This window comes from Malaciobacter sp. (genome assembly GCF_055140965.1).
In genome coordinates this window covers 32,412-52,408 of sequence record NZ_JBSRRO010000008.1, presented here as the reverse complement: position 1 = coordinate 52,408, position 19,997 = coordinate 32,412, and the positions used below count along the sequence as shown (strand labels likewise).

The window sequence follows — 19,997 nt, the reverse complement described above, 5'->3', positions numbered from 1 at the left end:
GGCAATAATCATGAAAAATAAATTTTTTACAGTTTCTATACCAATTTTATTATTGATTATTGCCTCTTTTTATATAACTTCAAAGTTTGTAAAACCAGCTCCAAAAAAAGAGATTACAATAGCAACAGGTTCAAAAAATGGAAGTTATTATGAAACAGCCATGCTTTACAAAAAGCTACTTGAAAAAGAAAAAGTTAAAGTAAATATTTTAACTTCAAAAGGCTCTATTGATAATATAAAGCTTTTAAATGAAAATAAAGCTGATATTGCATTTATCCAAAATGGCACAATTACCACAAAAGATACAGATAGTATAAAATCAATTGCATCAGTTTATTATGAACCTTTATGGGTATTTTATAAAAATGAAGGTTATAAGATTGATTATATTATTCAACTTATTACAAAAAACATAAGTATAGGAGAAATTGGAAGTGGCACTTACGATTTAGCTTCAAAAATATTAAAAGACAATGGTCTATCAAATGAGAATTCAACTATTTCAAACTACTCAAGTTCTAAAGCAAAACAACTTCTTTTAGATGGGAAAATTGATGCAATGTTTGCAGTTACATCACATAATTCACAAGTAGTAAAAAGCTTACTTGCAAATCCAAATATTAATGTTTTAAATTTTAAAAGAGCAAAAGCTTATAGTAGAAAATACTCGTATTTAGAATCTCTTACTCTTTATGAGGGGACATTGGACTTATATAAAAATTTGCCAGATGAAAATATCAACCTACTTGCAACTACAGCAAATCTTGTTGTTAGAAGTGATTTTTCACAAGAATTAATAAGAATTTTACTAAAAAAAGTAAAAGAAGTACATAAACAAAAAGATTTATTTGCAAAACAAGGTGAGTTTCCAAACTTGAAAAATATGAAATTAGAGCTTCATGAAGAAGCAAAGATATATTTTGAAAATGGAGATACTTGGTTAGAGAAGATTTTCCCATATTGGATAGCTGCAAATATAGATAGATTAAAGATTTTTATTATTCCTTTGCTTACTTTACTTTTCCCTTTATTTAAAGGTGTATTACCACTTTATCAATGGAGCATGCGTTCAAAAATATATAAATGGTATGATGAAGTAAAAAGTGTAGAAATAGAGATTGGATATTTAAATAAAGAGCAACTACAAACACAACTTGAAAAACTTCAAGATTTGCAAGATGAGATATCAAAAGAGACTAAAGTTCCTTTATCATTTATGGGTGAGTATTACAATTTAATCATGCATATAAATATGTTAGAGCAAAGAATAAAGACTAGATTAAAGCTTATTTAAATTCTTTGCATTTATTTTTTGTACTAATTCACCTATTACATTTTTATAAAGTTGTGTAAAAACATAAGGGTCTTCTTCATATAATTCAAGTGCAAGTTTAAAACTTATTACCTTTACTTTTGTATTTGCTCTTACTGTTGCACTTCTTTTCTCTTTTGTAATAGGAGCAAACTCTCCAAAGATTTGATTTTGTTTAATCTCACCAACTATATTTGCACCAATAATTGCCCTACAACTTCCCTCAACAATAAAAAATATATCATCACCCTCATCATACAAGCTTATAATTACTTCATGGGGTTTATATCTAATAAATTTTACATCTTTAACTATATGCTTAATATCTTCATCTCTCATATCTTTAAAAAAGCGTATATTCTTTTTGGAATCTACTAACTTTTGAACAATGTCTTCACACTCTATTTCTTCTTTTGGTTCTAAAGATTTTAGCTCACCAATTTCATTTTTAGAGTATTCAACTTCTAAAGGTTTGCAAGTTGAATTAATTTTAAATTGACAAATAGAGTTAAAATTCTTATTTGTATGGCTTAAAAAGTCTCTTGTTCCAAAGACATTTGAAGTTGTAAAGTTTTTAATAAATTTAGTAAGAATTTGTGATTTCATAGCTTCATTCCAAATATATAAATCAAGATAATAAAGCTTTGTATTCATAACCTTTACAGCTCGCAACTTTTCATCTTTTAATACTTTTTTAAACTCTTTTTCAAAATCTTCAAATTTTATTTCATCTTTATTATCATATTCATCATAGATTTGTTTAGCATTGTATTTCATATCAATATTATAAAAGTGCTCAATCAAACAAACTGTATCATTTAAAAATTTTTTCATCAATTTTGTTTCAAATTGTGGATCCATTACAGAAAAAAGATTTAAAATATTAAAAATTTTATCTTTTATGCTTAAATACTCATTATTTCCAAGTGTGTCATTTATTCCTAAAATACTTTGATGATACTCTATGATTTGGTAAAAATTATCTAATTTTGATTTTATATACTCTTGCACTTTCCACTCTTTTCTTTTTGTTTGTTAAAGTTTCTATTTTAGCCTAAATTAGATATAATCTCAAAAAAAATTTGAAGGATTTTAATTTTGAGAATATTATCAGGAATTCAACCATCAGGTACTATACATATTGGTAACTATTTTGGTATGATAAAAAAGATGATAGAATCACAAAACGATGGTGAACTATTTGCTTTTTTAGCATCATATCATGCTTTAACATCTGTAAAAGATAAAGAGGCTTTAGAAAATAACATATTTGAGGCAACTGTTAACTTTTTAGCTTTAGGAATGGACCCAAATAAATCTACATTTTGGCTACAGCATGATGTAAAAGAAGTACTTGAATTATACTGGATATTATCAAATCACACTTCAATGGGACTTTTAGAAAGAGCACACTCATATAAAGATAAAACTGCGCGTGGAATACAAGCAAATCATGGATTATTTTCATATCCTGTTTTAATGGCTGCTGATATTTTACTTTATGATGTAGATATTGTGCCAGTAGGAAAAGATCAAATTCAGCATGTTGAGATGACAAGAGATATTGCAAACTCTTTTAATCATGCTTATAATACAGAAATTTTTACACTTCCATCTGCAAAAGTAGATGAAATAGTTGCAACAGTTCCAGGAACTGATGGAGCTAAAATGTCTAAATCATATGGAAATACTATTGATATGTTTGGAAGTAAGAAAAAAGTTAAAAAACAAGTAATGGGAATTGTTACAGATTCAAAAGAGCTTGATGAAGCTAAAGAATGGCAAAATTGTAATATTTATAAACTTTGCGAGCTTTTTATGAATGAAGATGAATTAAAAGATTTACAAAAAAGATATGAAACTCCAGGTGAAGGTTATGGGCATTTTAAATTAACACTTTTAGATAAAATAAATGAGCATTTTGAACCTTATTTAGAAAAAAGAGAGTACTACTTAAATAATAAAGATGAAGTAAGAGATATCTTAGCATTTGGAGCAAATAAAGCAAGAAAAATTGCCCAAGCAAAGATGGAACAAGTAAGAGAACTTATAGGACTTAAAATATAAAAATAAAAGGCTTTGCCTTTTATTTTAAACTATTCTTATCACTTCTTCTGTATTTTTAGAAATTTTTTCAACTCTTTCTTGCCAAAGCTTACTAAAGAGTTTTTTCTCTTCATCACTTGCTTTTTTTTGAACTATTTTTTTCATCAATTCTGACACCATAGATTCAAAAGTTATACTACTACAATCATAATAAACATCAACACTTTCATTTGTATCTAATCTTGTAAATTTTACACTTGAATTTATATCTTGTTCAAAAAAAAGTAAATTTCTTCTATCAAAGTTTCCTGAAATTCCTTTAAATCCTGTATTTGTTGTAGCTGCTGTTATTGCACTAATTACATTTGCAATAACTCCTGTTGTTCCTTCAGTTGAAGCATTTTTAAACTCTACTTTAATCTCTCCTCTTTTAGGTAAGGTTAACTTATATAGAGTTTTTAAGCCCTCTCTACACATCAAATATGCACCTAAAACAGTAGGACATGAATGACCTGCAATTTTTACTGCATCTAAGTAATTAAATTCAATAACTCCATCTTCAAATGCACCTAAAAAGTTTGAGAGTTTATCTTCTAAAGTAATTGATTCTATTTCATCAAAAAAGTTTGGGTAGTTCATCATAATGACCTTTAAAAAGTTTATAAAATAGTATATAAACCTTTTAAATTTATCATTGATTTAAAATAAGTATCTATTTTTTACAAATAAAAATATGTTTATCTGCTTCATCAAAACCATGAAGGTTAAAATCACTAATTGATTCTACACTAAAGCCAACTTCTTTTAAAAGTTTTTTTAAACTAGGTATATCATGGTAATATTGAGTTATTAAATCTTCTTGTTTTTCATATAAATTATTCTGTTTTTGTTCAAAAAGAATAATATTTGTATTTAGTTCATCTTCATCAAAGACTGCATCAATTGCTATAAATTTATTCTCTTTATTTATATTCAAACTTCCATCTGCAACATCATTGAATCCAAATAGTGAATTTACATCAAACATATAATATCCACCATCATTTAAAACTTCATATGTATCTTTAAAGAACTGTTTTAAGTGATTGCTAGGAATATAATTAACTACATCAAAAATTGCAGTTGCACAATCAAATTTTTCTTTTACTTTATCAAGTGATATGCACTTAGCATCAACTTCTCTTTGTTTACAAATTTTTATTTGCTCACTACTTAAATCAATACCAAATGCTTTTTTTCCATTGATTTTTAGGTTTTCAAGAAAATATCCTTGTCCACATCCAATATCAATTATATTGTCAAGTTCATTTACCATCACAAAAGTCATAAACTCTTTGTGAAGTAAATAAACCTCATCTTCAAAATCTAAATATTGTTCAACTTTTGAGTATAAATCTAATCCCATTATAGTACTTTTTCTAATCTTTGTTTTAATTCTAAAATAGCTTGTTTTTTTGCATAAAATGCATTTTTATTTGCAATTAAGTGTGCGCTACTTTCCATAATAGTAGGCCCTACTTCTAATCCATTTTGTTTCATTGTAGTTCCTGTTTCTACGATATCAACTATACAATCACTAAGTCCTACAATAGGTGCAAGTTCAATTGAACCATATAGTTTAATAATTTCAACTGCCATTGCTTTTTGTTCAAAATATTTTTTTGCAATTTTTTCATGCTTAGTTGCGACTTTAATTTCACTTTTTGAAAAATCCAGCTCTTCACCTTTTCTTAATCCAAAAGCAACCTTGCATTTTCCAAGATTTAAATTTAGTAGTTTTATTAAGTCATACTCTTTTTCTTCTAAAACATCAAGCCCTACTACACCTAAATCAGCAGCTCCATGCATAACATAAGTAGGTACATCTTGATTTCTAACATTTAAAAATCTAAAATTACCTTTTTCTAATATTAATTTTCTATCTTCAAATATAAATTTGTCATCAAAAGCTTTTTCGAACTTTTCTAAAGTCTCTTGTGCAATTCTACCTTTAGGCAATGCAATTGTTAGCATCAATTATCCTTTTCATATTTTCAAAAATCAAATCTTTTTTATAGATACTATTTTTAAAATATTTACTTAAAAATTCTCCATCTCCACCTGTAAAAATGATTTGTTGTTTGTTTCTAATATTTTTTATTGCTTGTATGATTGATTTTAAGATTGCGTATGATATCGCATCTTGTGTACAAAGTGGGATTTTATCTAAATTTACCTTTGGATTAAAATCAAACTGTAGTTTATGGGAGATATTTGGATACAAATCCTTAACAGCTTTAAGTCCAGGAAGTATAAAACCACCTTTGTGTTTGCCTTTTTTCATAATATCTACTGTTATTGCACTTCCTGCATCTACTATTATTGAATCTTTATTTGCAATACATGCAATTTTTCTATCAACTCCCATACCTTTATACTTAGTTTTAAACTCTAAATAGTTTTCCAAATCAATAACATCATCATTTGAAGATTTTAAATTTTTTGTACCACTATCATTTACAGATATATAATATACTCTTTGATTAAAGTTTGGTAACTTTTCATTTAAAAAATATTTCTTCTCTTTTCCATTTATTAAAAAATGAAAAGTAGTATTTCCTATATCACATAAAATCAACTCTTACTCTCCAACCATTATCTTGTAAATATTTCTTTGCTTTTGAACAAAGTGGTGAACTTATTAATAACTCTTTATGTTTAAAATTATGCTCTTTAAACTCTTTTAATTTTTCAAAAAGCTCTAATAAATCATTTGCATTTTTTCTAATAAATCTACTTTTTGAATCAACTATAAAAATTGCATAATATGCTGATTTTATATCTGTTGCTGTATAAATTTGTATTTTTTTTCTACTAGCTAATTGTTTTGGTATTATTTCATTTATATCTTTAAATAATATATTTTTATTCGTATAAAATGTAGTTAAATCTTTCAATTTTTTCCTTTATTTAAGTATATATTGTATCTAAAAATTGGTTAATATTTAAAAAGTAGTTAAGTTGTAATTTTTTAAATTAATATATAGTTTATATAATATATAATCTTATAAGTAATTTACTTATTGGGATCACAATGAAAAATAATTTAATCACTAACAAAACTCTTATATTTAGAATTTTAATAGTAATCTTACTTTTTAGTATAATTTCTTTATTTTTATCTACTATATATATTAAAAGAGCAGCACTTACAACTTTAGCAGAAGATGATGCAAAAAAAACAAGTGAACTTATTTTTGAAACAATGTATGTAAGAATGCAAGAGGGATGGGCAAAAAAGGATTTAGTTAAAATTCTAAATAGAATGGAGCATATTAGACACAATCTTGAAGTAAACTCATATAGAAGTAAAGATGTAGAAAAAATAATGGGTGTTATAAAAGAAGACAAAGAAAAAGTAAATAGTGATTTACTTATCAAAAAAGCTATGAAAGGAGAAAAACAGTTCGTAGTAGAAGATAATGGAAGTATTAGATATTTATACCCAATAAAAGTATCTAAAGAATGCATAACTTGCCATTATAATGCAAAAGTTGGAGATGTAAATGGAGTACTAGATATAAAATATCCTCCAAATGAGATAAAAATATCCCTTGATATGATGATTTACTATTTTCTAATATTTTTCATATTTTTTATATTCTTATATTTTTATATCTTTTATAAAATCATTAATAAAAAGATTATTGAACCTGTTGTAAATTTTACAGAAGAGATAAAAAAAGTTTCAAAAGATACAAGCTTTACAAAAAGAGCGCATATAAAAACTAAAACAGCAGAAATATACTCTTTACAAAATAGATTTAATAAATTACTTGATACTATTACATATTATTACAATCAATTATTAGCTAATTTATACACAGATTCACTTACAAAAATACCAAATCTAGCTAAACTTCAAGAAGATATAAAACTTTATAATAATCATAGTTTAATAGTTGTTTCCCTTGACTCATTTAAAACTATAAATAGTTTTTATGGGGTTAAAGTAGGTGATTTTATTATGAATGAAGTTGCAAAACTACTTGTAAAGAGTTCTAAAAAAATAGGTAGCGTTTATAGACTTCATAGTGATGAATTTGCAATTTTATCTAATGGTTCAGTTAGTATAAATTTTTGTGAAGATCTTATTAAAACTATAAGTAAAAAAGTATTTAAATACAACGATATAGATATAAATATTCAAGCAACAATAGGACTTGCTAAAGATTCAAAATCAAGAAGCTTAGAAAAAGCAATTTTAGCAGTTAGAACTGCTAAAAAAGAGAAAAGAAATATAGAGGTTTTTAATAATGAATTGACTCTAAAAGATGAATATAAAAATCATATTAAATTAACTTCTATTTTAAAAGAAGCATTAGAAAAAGATCAATTAACTCCTTTTTATCAAGCTTTAGAAAATACAAAAACAAAAAAAATTGATAAATATGAAGCTTTAGCTAGAATAATAAAAGATGATGAGATAATAACTCCTGATAAATTTTTAGAGATTTCAAAAAGCAGTAAACAATATCCTAAAATAACAGAATCTATGATAAAAAAAAGTTTTGAATACTTTAAAGATAAAAAAGATTTAAGTTTTTCTATTAACTTATCAATGGATGATATTAAAAATGAAAAAACAACTTCTTATTTATTTGAAATGATAAAAAAATACAATATCAACAAAAGATTAACTATTGAATTGCTTGAAAGCGAAGAGTTAAATCACTTTGAGATTATAAATGAGTTTATAAAAAAATTAAAAAAATATAATGTTCAAATTGCTATTGATGATTTTGGCTCTGGGTATTCAAACTTTGCGTATATCATAAAATTAGATATTGATTATTTAAAAATTGATAGTTCATTAATTGAAAATATTCATATAGATAAACAAGCTTTAAAAATTGTAAAAAGTATCATAAGCTTCGCAAAAGAGCTAGAAATTAAATTAGTTGCAGAAAAAGTCCATAATAAAGAGATTTATAATATTCTTACAAATTTACAAGTTGATTATTTGCAAGGATATTATATAGGTAAACCACAAAAGATTATTTAGGTTGGATAAAACTGTTATAGAACTGTTTTGCAGTTCTAGGACTTTTACTTGCCCTACTTTGTGCAAATTGTAATGCTTTTTTATGAAGCTCGTTTATATCACCTTTATAATCTTTAAAATAGTTGTTAATTACTTTTAAATAATCTTGTTGTGTTCCATTATAAAAACCTATACTAAGTCCAAATCTATCACTTAAAGATATTTTTTCTTCTACACTATCACTATAATGAATCTCTCCATTATTAGATACTTTTGTGCCCTCATTATCACCTTGATATTCAGCTACTATATGTCTTCTATTTGATGTGGCATATATCTTTATATTTGAAGCAGGAGCTTCAATAGAACCTTCTAAAATAGGTTTTAAACCTTTATATGCTTTTTCTGTACCCTCAAAAGATAAATCATCACAAAATATTATAAACTTGTAAGGCTCTTCTCTAATTACATCAGAAATATATACTAACTCATCCAAATCATCTCTACTAATTTCTATAACTCTTAAATCTTTATTCTTATATTTGTTTAATAAAGCTTTTATAATTGAAGATTTCCCAGTTCCTCTAGCACCCCAAAGTAAAACATTATTTGAGGGTAAGCCTTTTAAAAATCTAGTTGTATTTTCAATAATTTGTTGTTTTTGTTTCTCTATTCCAACTAAATCATCAAGTGTCGTATCATCTAAATATTTTACAGGTTTTAAGCTATCTGTTTTTGCTCTATATATTGCTGCAAAACTTTTTTCCCAATCAATTATCATTTTATGCCTTTTTTATACTAAAAATAGATTTTATAAACCAATATAGAATAATCAAACTTTTCTTTAATTTTTTCAAATTATATTAAAATTGTATCTAATTTAAACATTTTTATTTCTTTCTTTTTTGTTAAAAATGTTAAAATACAAAAATGAACAATACACATGAATTAACTTATGAATATCAAACAAAAATAACTCAAGCAATAATAAGAGCAGCCGTTTTAATGCTTGAATATGGGGCAGAAAGTAAACTTATAGAACAAACAACAAAAAGAATGGGAAAAGCTTTTGGTGTAAAGTCTGTTGAAATATCACTTATTCCCTCAGCTATTGTACTAACTACACTAACAAAAAACAATCAATCAGTAACAACTACAAGACAAGCTCATCATAAACCTATAAATATGTCTATTGTTTATGATGTTCAAAAGTTATGTATTGATTTAGAAAAACATAAAACAGATGCCAAAAATACTATTTTATTATTAAAACAAATACAAGCAAACTACTATAATAGATGGCTTGTAATAGTTATGATTGGACTTTCATGTGCTTCGTTTGCATACTTAAGAGGTGCAGATTTAGGAGCATTTATTGTGACTTTTTTTGCTTCAAGTATTGCTATGTTTATAAGACAAGAACTTGCAAAAAGAAAATTTATTTTAATTATTTCTTTTGCAACAACAGCATTTTTTGCAACATTAATTGCAAGTTTATCAAGTTATGTAAGCTCAACTGTAAGTATTGCTTTATCTGCAAGTGTTTTATTATTGGTTCCTGGATTTCCTTTTATTAATTCATTTTTAGATGCTGTAAAAGGATATTTAAGTATGGGTTGGGGACGATGGATGCAAGCAACACTTCTTACACTTGCAACAAGCATGGGAATTATCTTTGCTATGGCTGTTTTAGATATAAAAGGTTGGTAAAATGGAAAATATCATAATAAAATATATTTTAGATGCAATATTTGCAGCAATACCAGCAGTTGGTTTTGCAATGGTTTTTAATGTTCCAAAATTTGCATTGAAATTTTGTGCTTTAGGTGGAGCGATTGTATACACTTTAAGAACTATATTTTTAGATTTAGGTATATATATAGAAATATCTACATTCCTAGCAACACTTTTATTTGGAACTCTTGCTGTTTATTGGTCACGAAAATATATAGTTCCAAGACCTATTTATACAGTTGCTGCTATTATTCCACTAATACCTGGAACATACGCTTTTAATACAATTATTACATTAGTTGAGATGAATTCTCATGGAGTAACACCTGAACATATTGCTTTATTTATTGAAGATGGATTAAAAGCTATATCAATTTTAGGAGCTATTAGTTTTGGACTTGCTTTACCATCACTTTATTTTATAAGATACAATAGACCAATTATTTAAACTCATCTTTTTGATGATTTTATTTTTTCTTTATTTCAAGTCTTTGAGGTCTAATTGTTAATTCAGAAATAACTCCTGAAAATTGTAATACTTCTAAAACTGCTTTTGCAATATCATTTGGATCAAGATAAGCATTTTTATTATCACTTGGTTCAAAATTAAACTCATCAAAGAAATTTGTTTTTGTTAAATCAGGATTTATATTTGTTACTTTTACATCAGCACGCCTAAGTTCTTCAAAAAGTGCAAGTGAAAAGTTTCTAAGTCCTGCTTTTGTTGCTGTATATAAAGCTGAAAATTTAGAGTGTCTTAAAGCTTCAATTGAAGAGATATTTATAATATGACCTTTTGTTTTCTTTAGACTTCTAAGACATAAATTACTAAGTATGATGGGTGCTGTTAAATTTACACCTATTAACTCTTGAATTTTATCAATACTTATCTCTTCATGGGGTTTAAAAACCCCAAGTCCTGCACAATTTATAAGTACATTTAAATCATCTTTTTTTACTACTTCTCTTACTTCTTTTTCCAAAGCTTTTGTATCATCTAATCTACTTTTTAATCTTATGACTTTGTAAGAGTTCTCTTCAAGTATTTCACTTATTGCTTTTCCAATACCTGAACTATAACCTGTAACTATTGCTTGCATTTTCTTTTCTTTATATAAAAATAAATCAAAATAGCTAGTAAAACTAAAATTGATACTATTATATAGTGTAAATACTCTTTAATTAAAGCTTCATTACCACCAATAAAATAGCCTAAATATACAAGTATTATAACCCAAATACCTGCACCTAAAGTTGTATAAAAACTAAATGTTAATAGGTTCATTTTTGCTAAACCTGCGGGAAAAGAGATATATTGTCTAATTGCTGGAATTAATCTTCCACTAAAAGTTGATATATGTCCATGTTCTTTAAAAAAGTCTTCAACTTTTTGAATGGTTTGTTCACTTATAAAAAAATACTTCCCATATCTAATCAAAAATGCTCTTCCATATTTTACTGCTAAAAAATAGTTAAATAAAGCCCCTGCTAAACTTCCAGCAATTCCTGCAAAAATAGCTATAAAGATATTCATTTCACCTTTATATACTAAATAACCAGCAGGGATCATCACAACTTCACTTGGAAAAGGGAAAAATGAACTTTCTAAAAACATCATAATAAATATACCCAAATATCCCAATGAGCCCACAGTTTCAACAACATAATTTACAATAGGTTCTAACAAAACACTCTCTTTTTTTTGATTTTAAAAGCAAATATTAGCAAAATCTTGGTTAATTATAAGTTTTAATTATTAGATTGGGTTAAAAATTCGTTTTTAAAAATTAATAAAAGTCTAAAAACCTAGACCTTTATTATTTAAGTTAAATTTATGAGAAGGTGAGTTTTGTTTGATTTTATTCATATAACTCATCTTCATAAAATCTTCCATTTGATTATTGCTTGAGTATTCATAACCAAAAACATCTTTCCAAAGAATCTCATCTTCCATACAAAGATAAAAGTATACATCTTTATGCCAAGGTTTAAAGCTATCATATGCATGTTTGAACATCTCTTTTTTTACTTCTAATGGATAAGACTGTTTTCCATTTGCCTCACTCATTGGCATTTGTAGTATTTTTGATTTGAAGTTTCTACTTCTTATTTTATTTATTACTGGTTTTATAAATGTTAGTGTTCCAAAAGATACAAGTGCTACTTTTTTTGAATCAAAAGTTTCAATAAGTGTTTTGTAAACTTTCTCATACTCTTTTAAATAATTATCATAATGAACTATTGGATGAAAATGAAAACCAACTAATACACCTTTTTGGCTTACTTTTTTTGCTGCATTTATTCTTTTTTCTAAACTTGCTGCTAAATGCTCTTCATTCTCTATTATTGTAGGAGTGTTTAAAGACCATGTACAAATTATATTTGCTGGAACATCATTTTCTAAAAAATATTTTATATTGTTTGATTTAGTTTTAAATTCAAGTATAACATTTGGATTTTTTCTTGCAAAATCAAAAAGTGCATCCAAAATTCCCTCTTTATTTCCCCACATAAGTGAATCAGAACTCTGACCAGTTCCAATATGATATGTTTCATTTGGATCAAGTTTTAAGTTTGCTAAATTCTCTTTAAAGTTTTTATCAAAACCTATTTTATCTTGATTATAAAAAGATTGAATAGAACAATAAGAGCAGTCAAAACCACACGATTGAACTGCATCTAATGTTAAAAGATTGCAACATCTAGTATTAGCACTTGCAACAGGACAAGAACCAAGAGCTGCTTTATTACTTTCAAATTTTGTAAAACTAAATTTTCTAATATCGTCTTTATATAAATCTTTTGAAAACTTTTCATATGAGTTTGCTTTTGATCTTAAATCTTCCCATATTTTTCTTATGTGATTAAAAGCTTGTTTTTTATTTGCATACTCATCTTTAAAAATCTTATAGATTTCAGCTTCGTGCCACATTTTAAAATCAATTGAAAAATCAATTAACTGTTTTAATTCCTGAAAAGAAAATTGATACTTTAAAGCAATATTTTTTATAAACTCTTTTGTGTTCTCATCTAAATTTTTATAATTTGTTTTCTCTATATTTGTATTAAATTTTTCAACATAACTCATAATAGACTTTTCCATTGTGTAAAACTTTCTTGTATTATTTTTATAATAAATGATTTTTTAGGAATATTTGTATCAAGATAATCTGATACGACTTTTAATATAAGTATATTGTCACAATACTTATTACAAACTTCTTCAAAATAAGATGCTTCCATATCAACTAATGTAGTTTTTAGTTTATTTATATCATTAAGTGGTTCATCAACTGTAGTTAGTGTAGTAGTTGGAATATTTTGAAGTTTTTTATTTGTACAAAATAGTGTTCCAATTTTTATGTTTTTATCTTTGCAACCAGCAATTCCAATATTTATAGCTTTACTGATTTCAAATTTTTCAAAAACAAAACTAAGCGCATTTATTGTGTTTTCTTTTCCTATTCCAGATATGATAATGACAATTTGATGGTTATAATAAAGTTTAAATGCACTACAAGATTTATCTTGTTTAAGTTTAAAGTAATTAATTAAGGTTTGGCACTCACAAAGAAGTGCACTATGAACTAAAGTTTTTTTTCTGTTCATAAAGTAAAACTAAGGACGCGCCTTAGTTAGATTACTTTTTAAGCTCTTTAATTCTTGCAGCTTTACCTTTTAATCCTCTTAAGTAGTGAAGTTTAGCTCTTCTTACTCTACCTCTTCTTGTTACTTCAAAAGTTTTAATTGACTCTGAATATAGTGGGAAAATTCTTTCAACACCAACAGAGTTAGCTCCAATTTTTCTTACTGTAAATGTAGCTGATGGACCTTCACCATGTCTAGCAATTACAACACCTTCGTAAGTTTGAACTCTCTTTTTTTCACCTTCTTTAATTTCAACACCAAGTCTTACATTATCTCCTGCTCTAAATTGAGGGATCTCTTTTGACTCTACTTGAGCTGCTTCAAAGCTAGCAATATATCTATTTTTCATCTCTTTTCCTTATTGGGTCTATAATATTTTGTTTTACAAATTGACATCTGGAATTTTAAGTCGGAAATTTTACTATGATTTCCCTTTAAGAATTCTTTAACAACACTTAAATTTTGGAAAATTTCAGGTTTTGTAAATGAAGGCGCTTCTAAAAGATTGTCTTCATAGCTTTCATAGTCTAAAGATTGGGCATTTCCAAGGACATTATCTAAATTTCTTGAAATTGCATCACTCATGACCAATGATGGTAATTCTCCACCTGTTAATACAAACTCTCCTATAGAAAAAACTTCATTTGCATACTTTTCACAAACTCTTTCATCAATTCCCTCATATCTTCCACTTACAAAAACAATATTTTTTTTCTTTGCTAATCTTTTTGCATCATTTTGTCTAAAAGGTTTAGCAGCAGCTAAAGGAAAAATAATATATGCATCTTTATTTTTCCTTTTTATTTCATCAAGACAATCAAAAAGTGGTTGGGGAGTCATAAGCATTCCTGCTCCTCCTCCAACCATTTGTTTATCAACTTTATTGTGTTTATTTTTTGTGAAATCACGAGGATTATAAAACTCATAACTTAAAAGTTTTGATTCAACTGCTCTTTTTAAAATAGAGTCATAAAAATATGGTTCAATCAAGTTTGGAAACAGTGTTACATAAGTAAACTTCAATTATAACCTTTAATTTTTTTGTAATGTTACCATAAAACTTATTATAGACAATATAAACAAATTTTTAATTCACATAAAAAGTAAATTTTGATACTATTTGCAAAAATTTCAATTAAAGTAAAAAGAATGATTACAATAGACCATATAAATGAAGCAAAGAAAAATCTAGAAAATGTAGCACAATGCACTCCTTTAACTAAAGCTCCTATTTTAAGTGAAATTTTTAATAGTGAAATTTATTTAAAAAAAGAGAATTTACAATTAACAGGAAGTTTTAAACTAAGAGGTGCTTATAATAGAATTGCAAATTTGCCTGAAGAGAAAAGAGCAAAAGGTGTAGTAGCAGCAAGTGCAGGAAATCATGCACAAGGATTAGCATATGCAGCTATGAAGTTTAATTGTGATGCAACAATATTTATGCCAGAAGCAACTCCATTGACAAAAGTAAGTGGTGTTAAATCATTTGGTGCAAATGTTGTTTTGCATGGAGAAAATTTTGATGAAGCATATGCTGCTGCTATGGAATTTAAAGAAGAAAAGCAGTGTGAATTTATTCATCCATTTGCTGATGATGATGTAATAGCAGGACAAGGTACAATATCTTTAGAAATATTACAAAAAGTACCTGATTTAAAACAAATAGTTGTACCAATTGGTGGAGGCGGACTTATTGCAGGTATTGCAATAGCTGCTAAAAGTATCAATCCTGATATAAAAATCATAGGTGTTGTTGCAAGTGGTGCAAGAGGTATGAAAGAGTCATATAAATCACATATGCCAATTGATTCAGCATCTGTTAGAACTATTGCTGATGGAATTGCAGTTAAAAATGTAAATCCTAAACTTTTAGATATTATTATTGATTATGTTGATCATATTGTTGAAGTAAGTGATACAGAAATTGCAAATGCAATTTTATTTTTACTTGAAAAACACAAGCTTGTTGTTGAGGGAGCTGGTGCTGCTGCCACAGCTGCAATTATGCATGATAAAATTGAAATGGATGATTCTAAAGTATGTGCAATTGTAAGTGGTGGGAATATTGATGTTACAATGCTTTCTCAAATTATTGAAAAAGGTTTAGTTAAGTCTTATAGGAAATTAAATCTAGTTGTTACTTTAAGGGACAAGCCAGGTGCATTAACACATCTATCACAAATTTTCCAAGATTGCTCTGCTAATATTGTACAAATAGATTATGATAGAGATTCGATAAAACTAGAGTTTGGAGAAGCATTGGTAACAATTGCTCTTGAAACAAAAGGTGAGGATCACCAAAAAGAAATCAAAGATAAATTAAAGGAAAATGGTTACAGATTTAAACAAATCTAACATTTGTTCTTTATTATTTATATAGATTTTAGAAAACAAATCATATAATACACGACATATTGTGCAAAACAACAAAAGAAAAATAGAAAAAGGAAGAAAATGGAAGGAAGATTATTTACATTCTTGGGTGCTATTGGTGGGCATGGTCAAGAGTGGATTATTTTATCGCATTTTATTCTAGCAGTAGGAATTATTTTCTTAATTGCTAGAGCAGCAACTAGAAAAATGCAATTAGTTCCAACGGGTTCACAAAATGTTATGGAAGCATACATTGGAGGCATCATTGCAATGGGTGCTGATACAATGGGAGAAAAAAACGCAAGAATCTATATGCCACTTATTGGTTCTTTAGGTTTAGTGATTTTTATAAGTAATATGATGGGTGTTATTCCAGGATTTGAATCACCAACTGCAAATATTAACTTTACACTATCTTTAGCGTTAATTGTTTTTGTTTACTATAACTATTTAGGTATTAAGAAAAATGGTTTTGTTAACTATTTTAAACATTTTATGGGACCTATGCCTATATTAGCTCCATTGATGTTCCCTATTGAGATTATCTCACACTTATCAAGAATTGTTTCATTGTCATTCAGACTTTTTGGTTCAATAAGAGGTGATGATATGTTCTTAATGGTATTATTAATGTTAGTACCTTGGATTGTTCCTTTAGCTGGTTTCTTTATGTTAGCTGCTTTTGGTTTCTTACAAGCGTTTATTTTCATGATTTTAACTTATGTGTATATCGCAGGTTCAATTATGATGGAAGAAGAAGACCACTAGTCTTTAACTACACAAAAGCTTAAAAAGGGAAGAAAAAGTAAATACTTTTCTCTTCCCTTTTTTTATTATTTATTTTCAATTCTACTTTAATTAATTAAGCTATCAATAATTTTAAGGTAAACTTCTCTTTACTTTTTTAGGAGAATATGCCATGTTAAAAAAATTAAATAATCTAAATATTGTTTCAAAAACAACTATACTTTTAGCTATTGTTTTATCAATATTACTTATAAGTTTAAATGTATTTAGTGCAGCTTACACTAAAAATATCATTTCAGATAAAGTTAATACTCAACTAAAAGAAAGGCTTCATCAAATAACAGAAACACTATTTGTATATGATGATTTATTAAAAAATACAGCTGATAGCTTATATTCTGCCTTTGATTCCCAGTTCTCAAATATTCAAATTGATCCATCACAAACTGTAAAAGTAAATGGAGTTGATACCCCACTTATCACAAATAATGGCATAACATTAAATAATAATTTTGATTATGTTGATTACTATACAAAACTTAAAGGCTCAACAGCAACTGTATTTGCAAAAATGGGTAATGATTTTGTTAGGGTTACAACTTCACTTAAAAGACCTGATGGAAGCAGAACACTTGGTACATTTCTAGGTGAAAAATCACCTGCATATGATGTTATTATGAGTGGTAAAAAATATTTTGGTACAGCTCATCTTTTTGGAAGTGATTATATGGCTGTGTATAATCCTATTATTAAAAATGGAGAAGTTATAGGTATATTATATGTTGGGTATAACTATACTAAAAGTTTTACTGATTTTAAAAAAAGACTTAAAAAAACAAAGATTGGTGAAAATGGATATCTTTATATTGTAAGTACAAAAAAGAAAACTAAAGGTAAATTTATATTACACCCTACTAAAGAGGGTAAAAATATTTTAAAAGCTAATAGTGATGAAAATATAAAAAACATGTTTAAACATAAAGAGGGAATGCTTGAATATGATTGGACAAATCCTAAAACAAATGAAATACAAAGAAAAATAACAATTTTTAAAGATTATGAAGATAGAGGATGGAAAGTAGTAATTGGTACAACAAAAGATGATTTTTTACAAGAGAGTAAAGAGTTTACAATTATTTTAGCTATTTTAAGTATTTTATCTATTGTTGTTGTTGCAGGTGTGATTTTATATGTAATAAAAAAATTAGTAGTTACTCCTCTTCATAACTTACAAACAGGATTAATTGACTTTTTTGATTTTTTAAATGGTACAAAAAAAGATACGAAAGAGATTTTGGTTAAATCAAGTGATGAAATAGGTGCGATGTCAAAAGTCATAAATGAAAATGTTGCAAAAATAGAAGAGAATATAAAAGTTGACAATGAACTAATTGAAAATACTGTAGAAGTTGCAAACTTTGTAAGTAAAGGGTATTTGGATAAAAAGATAAGTAAATCTTCAAATAATAAAATGCTAAATGAATTAAAAGATGTTGTAAATAGTATGCTTGATAATATTAATCATCATATATCAAATGTACAAAATTTACTAAATGCTTATACTGATTATGATTATACAAAAAGTTTAGATATAAAATCTGTGGAAGCTGATATTAAAAAGCTTTATGAAAATAGTAATATATTAGGTCAATCTGCAACAAATATGCTTAAACAAAATCTTAAAAATGGAGAAGATTTACAAAATAGTGCAAAAGAATTAAATGATATTATTTCTAGTTTAAGTAATAGCTCAAATGAACAAGCAGCAAGTCTAGAAGAGACAGCTGCAAGTTTAGAAGAGTTAACATCAACTATGAAAAACTCTCAACAATCAATGCAAAAGATGAAAGCTAATTCACAAACTTTATCAAATGAAGTTGCAACAGGTGAAAAACATGCTTCAAATACTGCTTTATCAATGGATGAAATAAACGAACAAACACAATCAATAGCAGAAGCAATAACAATCATAGATCAAATAGCATTTCAAACAAATATCTTAAGTTTAAACGCAGCAGTAGAAGCTGCAACTGCTGGTGAAGCTGGTAAAGGATTTGCAGTTGTTGCACAAGAGGTTAGAAACCTTGCAAATAGAAGTGCAGAAGCAGCAAGTCAAATTAAGCATATTGTAGAAAATGCAGCTATTAAAGCAAATGAGGGTAAAGAGATAACTAAACAAATGATTAATGGATATGAAAAATTAAGAGAAAATATTCAAGAAACTACACAAATTATCTCTCAAGTAACAAATACTTCAAATGAGCAATTAAATGGTCTTGAACAAATCAATCATGCAGTAAATGACTTAGATAAAATTACACAAACAAATGCAACTGTTGCAAGAAAAGCAACTACAATCTCTGATGATACAAATAAAATCTCACAAATTATTGTTCAAGAAGCTAAAAAAGCAAAATTAAAATAGGCTAAAAAAGAGTAAAATAGAATCTATTTTACTCTTTACAATACTTAAATACTAAATATAGTAAAATTAAAGAAAACAAGAGAAAAAATTGAAGCACTATTTAATAACTGATCCTAAATATTATTCAAATAATCCAATACTATTTAGAAAAAATCTAACTATATCTTTTAAAAACCATAAAGTTGATATGGCTTGCTTTAGAGATAAAGAGTCTTCAAATATTGAAGAGTTAGCAAAAGTTTTTGTAAAAGTTTGCAAAGAGTTTAATATAGAGACAATACTTATTAATAATGATATTGATTTAGCAAAAAAACTTAATGCAACAGGTGTTCATTTAACTTCACAACAGTTTTGTGATATAAAAAAAGCTAAAGATAATGATTTATTTACAATTATTTCATGTCATAGCTACAATGATATTGAAAAAGCCCAAAAGCTACATGCTAACTGTGTAACATACTCTCCAATTTTTGAAGTTGAAAATAAAGGAGAAGCAAAAGGTGTTCATAAACTAAAAGAGGCAGTAAAAATATTTGAAGATATTGATATAATTGCATTAGGTGGAATAACTGACAAAAAACATATAGAAAAAATAACAAATGCAAAGCCCTATGCTTTTGCTTCAATTAGATATTTTTTAAATAAATAATTAAAAGGTTACTAAAAGTTTACTTCAAAATGCTATAACT

General features: G+C 26.6%; 22 protein-coding genes. 9 read left to right on the top strand and 13 right to left on the bottom strand.

All coding sequences use genetic code 11. The features are described 5' to 3' along the window. The first annotated feature begins 10 nt into the window (after positions 1-10). Positions 11-1,294: a TAXI family TRAP transporter solute-binding subunit gene (locus ACTCCZ_RS04090; protein ID WP_079578243.1), complete on the top strand. Its 1,284-nt coding sequence runs from the start codon at positions 11-13 to the stop codon at positions 1,292-1,294. On the opposite strand, the gene ACTCCZ_RS04085 is transcribed toward ACTCCZ_RS04090, so the two are convergent. Continuing rightward, a complete protein-coding gene (locus ACTCCZ_RS04085; protein ID WP_079578244.1) occupies positions 1,280-2,323 on the bottom strand; it encodes a cyclic nucleotide-binding domain-containing protein in 1,044 nt (347 codons plus the stop codon). The two genes, ACTCCZ_RS04090 and ACTCCZ_RS04085, sit on opposite strands and share 15 nt — an antisense overlap. Positions 2,324-2,410: 87 nt before the next feature. Here ACTCCZ_RS04085 and trpS point away from each other — a divergent pair, with 87 nt between their 5' ends. After that, complete coding sequence (gene trpS / locus ACTCCZ_RS04080) at positions 2,411-3,379, top strand: tryptophan--tRNA ligase (protein WP_079578245.1); 969 nt, start codon at positions 2,411-2,413, stop codon at positions 3,377-3,379. 24 nt (positions 3,380-3,403) lie between these two features. On the opposite strand, the gene ACTCCZ_RS04075 is transcribed toward trpS, so the two are convergent. From ACTCCZ_RS04075 to ACTCCZ_RS04055, 5 genes are all read right to left on the bottom strand, one after another. Further along, complete coding sequence (locus ACTCCZ_RS04075) at positions 3,404-3,997, bottom strand: FmdE family protein (protein WP_079578246.1); 594 nt, start codon at positions 3,995-3,997, stop codon at positions 3,404-3,406. A 73-nt stretch (positions 3,998-4,070) separates the two neighbouring features. Continuing rightward, a complete protein-coding gene (locus ACTCCZ_RS04070) occupies positions 4,071-4,763 on the bottom strand; it encodes a class I SAM-dependent DNA methyltransferase (RefSeq protein WP_079578247.1) in 693 nt (230 codons plus the stop codon). Beyond that, on the bottom strand, positions 4,763-5,371 hold the full coding sequence (hisG, locus tag ACTCCZ_RS04065) for an ATP phosphoribosyltransferase (RefSeq protein ID WP_079578248.1): 609 nt from the start codon (positions 5,369-5,371) through the stop codon (positions 4,763-4,765). The genes ACTCCZ_RS04070 and hisG overlap by 1 nt, the downstream gene beginning before the upstream one ends. Beyond that, on the bottom strand, positions 5,349-5,975 hold the full coding sequence (locus ACTCCZ_RS04060) for a type III pantothenate kinase (RefSeq protein WP_079578249.1): 627 nt from the start codon (positions 5,973-5,975) through the stop codon (positions 5,349-5,351). Before ACTCCZ_RS04060 ends, hisG begins: the two co-directional genes overlap by 23 nt. Further along, complete coding sequence (locus ACTCCZ_RS04055; RefSeq protein ID WP_079578250.1) at positions 5,962-6,294, bottom strand: hypothetical protein; 333 nt, start codon at positions 6,292-6,294, stop codon at positions 5,962-5,964. Before ACTCCZ_RS04055 ends, ACTCCZ_RS04060 begins: the two co-directional genes overlap by 14 nt. A gap of 137 nt (positions 6,295-6,431) precedes the next feature. On the opposite strand from ACTCCZ_RS04055, the gene ACTCCZ_RS04050 reads away from it, so the two are divergent. Beyond that, the gene (locus tag ACTCCZ_RS04050; RefSeq protein WP_079578251.1) at positions 6,432-8,402 is read left to right on the top strand and encodes an EAL domain-containing protein; all 1,971 of its coding nucleotides are present in this window, start codon (positions 6,432-6,434) and stop codon (positions 8,400-8,402) included. On the opposite strand, the gene ACTCCZ_RS04045 is transcribed toward ACTCCZ_RS04050, so the two are convergent. Then, on the bottom strand, positions 8,395-9,159 hold the full coding sequence (locus ACTCCZ_RS04045) for an ATP-binding protein (RefSeq protein WP_079578296.1): 765 nt from the start codon (positions 9,157-9,159) through the stop codon (positions 8,395-8,397). The genes ACTCCZ_RS04050 and ACTCCZ_RS04045 overlap by 8 nt on opposite strands. 152 nt (positions 9,160-9,311) lie before the next feature. On the opposite strand from ACTCCZ_RS04045, the gene ACTCCZ_RS04040 reads away from it, so the two are divergent. Next, positions 9,312-10,091, top strand: coding sequence for a threonine/serine exporter family protein (locus ACTCCZ_RS04040; protein ID WP_079578252.1), 780 nt, complete (start codon positions 9,312-9,314; stop codon positions 10,089-10,091). Position 10,092: 1 nt separating this feature from the next. Next, positions 10,093-10,563, top strand: coding sequence for a threonine/serine exporter family protein (locus ACTCCZ_RS04035; protein WP_079578253.1), 471 nt, complete (start codon positions 10,093-10,095; stop codon positions 10,561-10,563). A 19-nt stretch (positions 10,564-10,582) separates the two neighbouring features. Here ACTCCZ_RS04035 and ACTCCZ_RS04030 read toward each other — a convergent pair whose 3' ends face one another. The 6 genes from ACTCCZ_RS04030 to trmD form a co-directional block, all read right to left on the bottom strand. Continuing rightward, on the bottom strand, positions 10,583-11,215 hold the full coding sequence (locus ACTCCZ_RS04030; protein WP_079578254.1) for an SDR family oxidoreductase: 633 nt from the start codon (positions 11,213-11,215) through the stop codon (positions 10,583-10,585). Continuing rightward, positions 11,203-11,802 carry a DedA family protein gene (locus ACTCCZ_RS04025; protein WP_079578255.1) on the bottom strand — a complete coding sequence of 200 codons (600 nt, stop codon included), beginning with the start codon at positions 11,800-11,802 and terminating at the stop codon, positions 11,203-11,205. The genes ACTCCZ_RS04030 and ACTCCZ_RS04025 overlap by 13 nt, the downstream gene beginning before the upstream one ends. A 111-nt stretch (positions 11,803-11,913) precedes the next feature. Further along, entirely contained in the window at positions 11,914-13,218 is a 1,305-nt protein-coding gene (locus tag ACTCCZ_RS04020; RefSeq protein WP_104412258.1) for an SPL family radical SAM protein, read from the bottom strand. After that, complete coding sequence (locus ACTCCZ_RS04015; RefSeq protein WP_079578256.1) at positions 13,200-13,724, bottom strand: phosphorylase family protein; 525 nt, start codon at positions 13,722-13,724, stop codon at positions 13,200-13,202. The genes ACTCCZ_RS04020 and ACTCCZ_RS04015 overlap by 19 nt, the downstream gene beginning before the upstream one ends. A gap of 31 nt (positions 13,725-13,755) precedes the next feature. Further along, positions 13,756-14,112 carry a 50S ribosomal protein L19 gene (rplS, locus tag ACTCCZ_RS04010; protein WP_079578257.1) on the bottom strand — a complete coding sequence of 119 codons (357 nt, stop codon included), beginning with the start codon at positions 14,110-14,112 and terminating at the stop codon, positions 13,756-13,758. Beyond that, on the bottom strand, positions 14,109-14,786 hold the full coding sequence (trmD, locus tag ACTCCZ_RS04005) for a tRNA (guanosine(37)-N1)-methyltransferase TrmD (RefSeq protein ID WP_079578258.1): 678 nt from the start codon (positions 14,784-14,786) through the stop codon (positions 14,109-14,111). Before trmD ends, rplS begins: the two co-directional genes overlap by 4 nt. A 126-nt stretch (positions 14,787-14,912) precedes the next feature. Here trmD and ilvA point away from each other — a divergent pair, with 126 nt between their 5' ends. The 4 genes from ilvA (at position 14,913) to ACTCCZ_RS03985 (ending at position 19,957) form a co-directional block, all read left to right on the top strand. After that, positions 14,913-16,118: a threonine ammonia-lyase gene (ilvA, locus tag ACTCCZ_RS04000; protein WP_079578298.1), complete on the top strand. Its 1,206-nt coding sequence runs from the start codon at positions 14,913-14,915 to the stop codon at positions 16,116-16,118. 99 nt (positions 16,119-16,217) lie between these two features. Continuing rightward, positions 16,218-16,904 (top strand): F0F1 ATP synthase subunit A, encoded by a 687-nt coding sequence (locus ACTCCZ_RS03995; RefSeq protein WP_079578259.1) that lies wholly within the window; start codon positions 16,218-16,220, stop codon positions 16,902-16,904. A gap of 151 nt (positions 16,905-17,055) precedes the next feature. After that, positions 17,056-19,308, top strand: a complete 2,253-nt coding sequence (locus ACTCCZ_RS03990) for a methyl-accepting chemotaxis protein (protein WP_079578260.1) — start codon at positions 17,056-17,058, stop codon at positions 19,306-19,308. A gap of 88 nt (positions 19,309-19,396) precedes the next feature. Further along, positions 19,397-19,957, top strand: a complete 561-nt coding sequence (locus ACTCCZ_RS03985; protein WP_079578261.1) for a thiamine phosphate synthase — start codon at positions 19,397-19,399, stop codon at positions 19,955-19,957. Positions 19,958-19,997 lie beyond the last annotated feature (40 nt).

What these genes read in the sequence shown, in the direction of transcription:
- ACTCCZ_RS04090 (WP_079578243.1), top strand. Translation starts at nt 11, where the DNA reads ATGAAAAATAAATTTTTTACAGTTTCTATACCAATTTTATTATTGATT.
- ACTCCZ_RS04075 (WP_079578246.1), bottom strand. Translation starts at nt 3,997, where the DNA reads ATGAACTACCCAAACTTTTTTGATGAAATAGAATCAATTACTTTAGAA.
- ACTCCZ_RS04070 (WP_079578247.1), bottom strand. Translation starts at nt 4,763, where the DNA reads ATGGGATTAGATTTATACTCAAAAGTTGAACAATATTTAGATTTTGAA.
- hisG (WP_079578248.1), bottom strand. Translation starts at nt 5,371, where the DNA reads ATGCTAACAATTGCATTGCCTAAAGGTAGAATTGCACAAGAGACTTTA.
- ACTCCZ_RS04050 (WP_079578251.1), top strand. Translation starts at nt 6,432, where the DNA reads ATGAAAAATAATTTAATCACTAACAAAACTCTTATATTTAGAATTTTA.
- ACTCCZ_RS04040 (WP_079578252.1), top strand. Translation starts at nt 9,312, where the DNA reads ATGAACAATACACATGAATTAACTTATGAATATCAAACAAAAATAACT.
- ACTCCZ_RS04035 (WP_079578253.1), top strand. Translation starts at nt 10,093, where the DNA reads ATGGAAAATATCATAATAAAATATATTTTAGATGCAATATTTGCAGCA.
- ACTCCZ_RS04030 (WP_079578254.1), bottom strand. Translation starts at nt 11,215, where the DNA reads ATGCAAGCAATAGTTACAGGTTATAGTTCAGGTATTGGAAAAGCAATA.
- ACTCCZ_RS04020 (WP_104412258.1), bottom strand. Translation starts at nt 13,218, where the DNA reads ATGGAAAAGTCTATTATGAGTTATGTTGAAAAATTTAATACAAATATA.
- ACTCCZ_RS04015 (WP_079578256.1), bottom strand. Translation starts at nt 13,724, where the DNA reads ATGAACAGAAAAAAAACTTTAGTTCATAGTGCACTTCTTTGTGAGTGC.
- rplS (WP_079578257.1), bottom strand. Translation starts at nt 14,112, where the DNA reads ATGAAAAATAGATATATTGCTAGCTTTGAAGCAGCTCAAGTAGAGTCA.
- ilvA (WP_079578298.1), top strand. Translation starts at nt 14,913, where the DNA reads ATGATTACAATAGACCATATAAATGAAGCAAAGAAAAATCTAGAAAAT.
- ACTCCZ_RS03995 (WP_079578259.1), top strand. Translation starts at nt 16,218, where the DNA reads ATGGAAGGAAGATTATTTACATTCTTGGGTGCTATTGGTGGGCATGGT.
- ACTCCZ_RS03990 (WP_079578260.1), top strand. Translation starts at nt 17,056, where the DNA reads ATGTTAAAAAAATTAAATAATCTAAATATTGTTTCAAAAACAACTATA.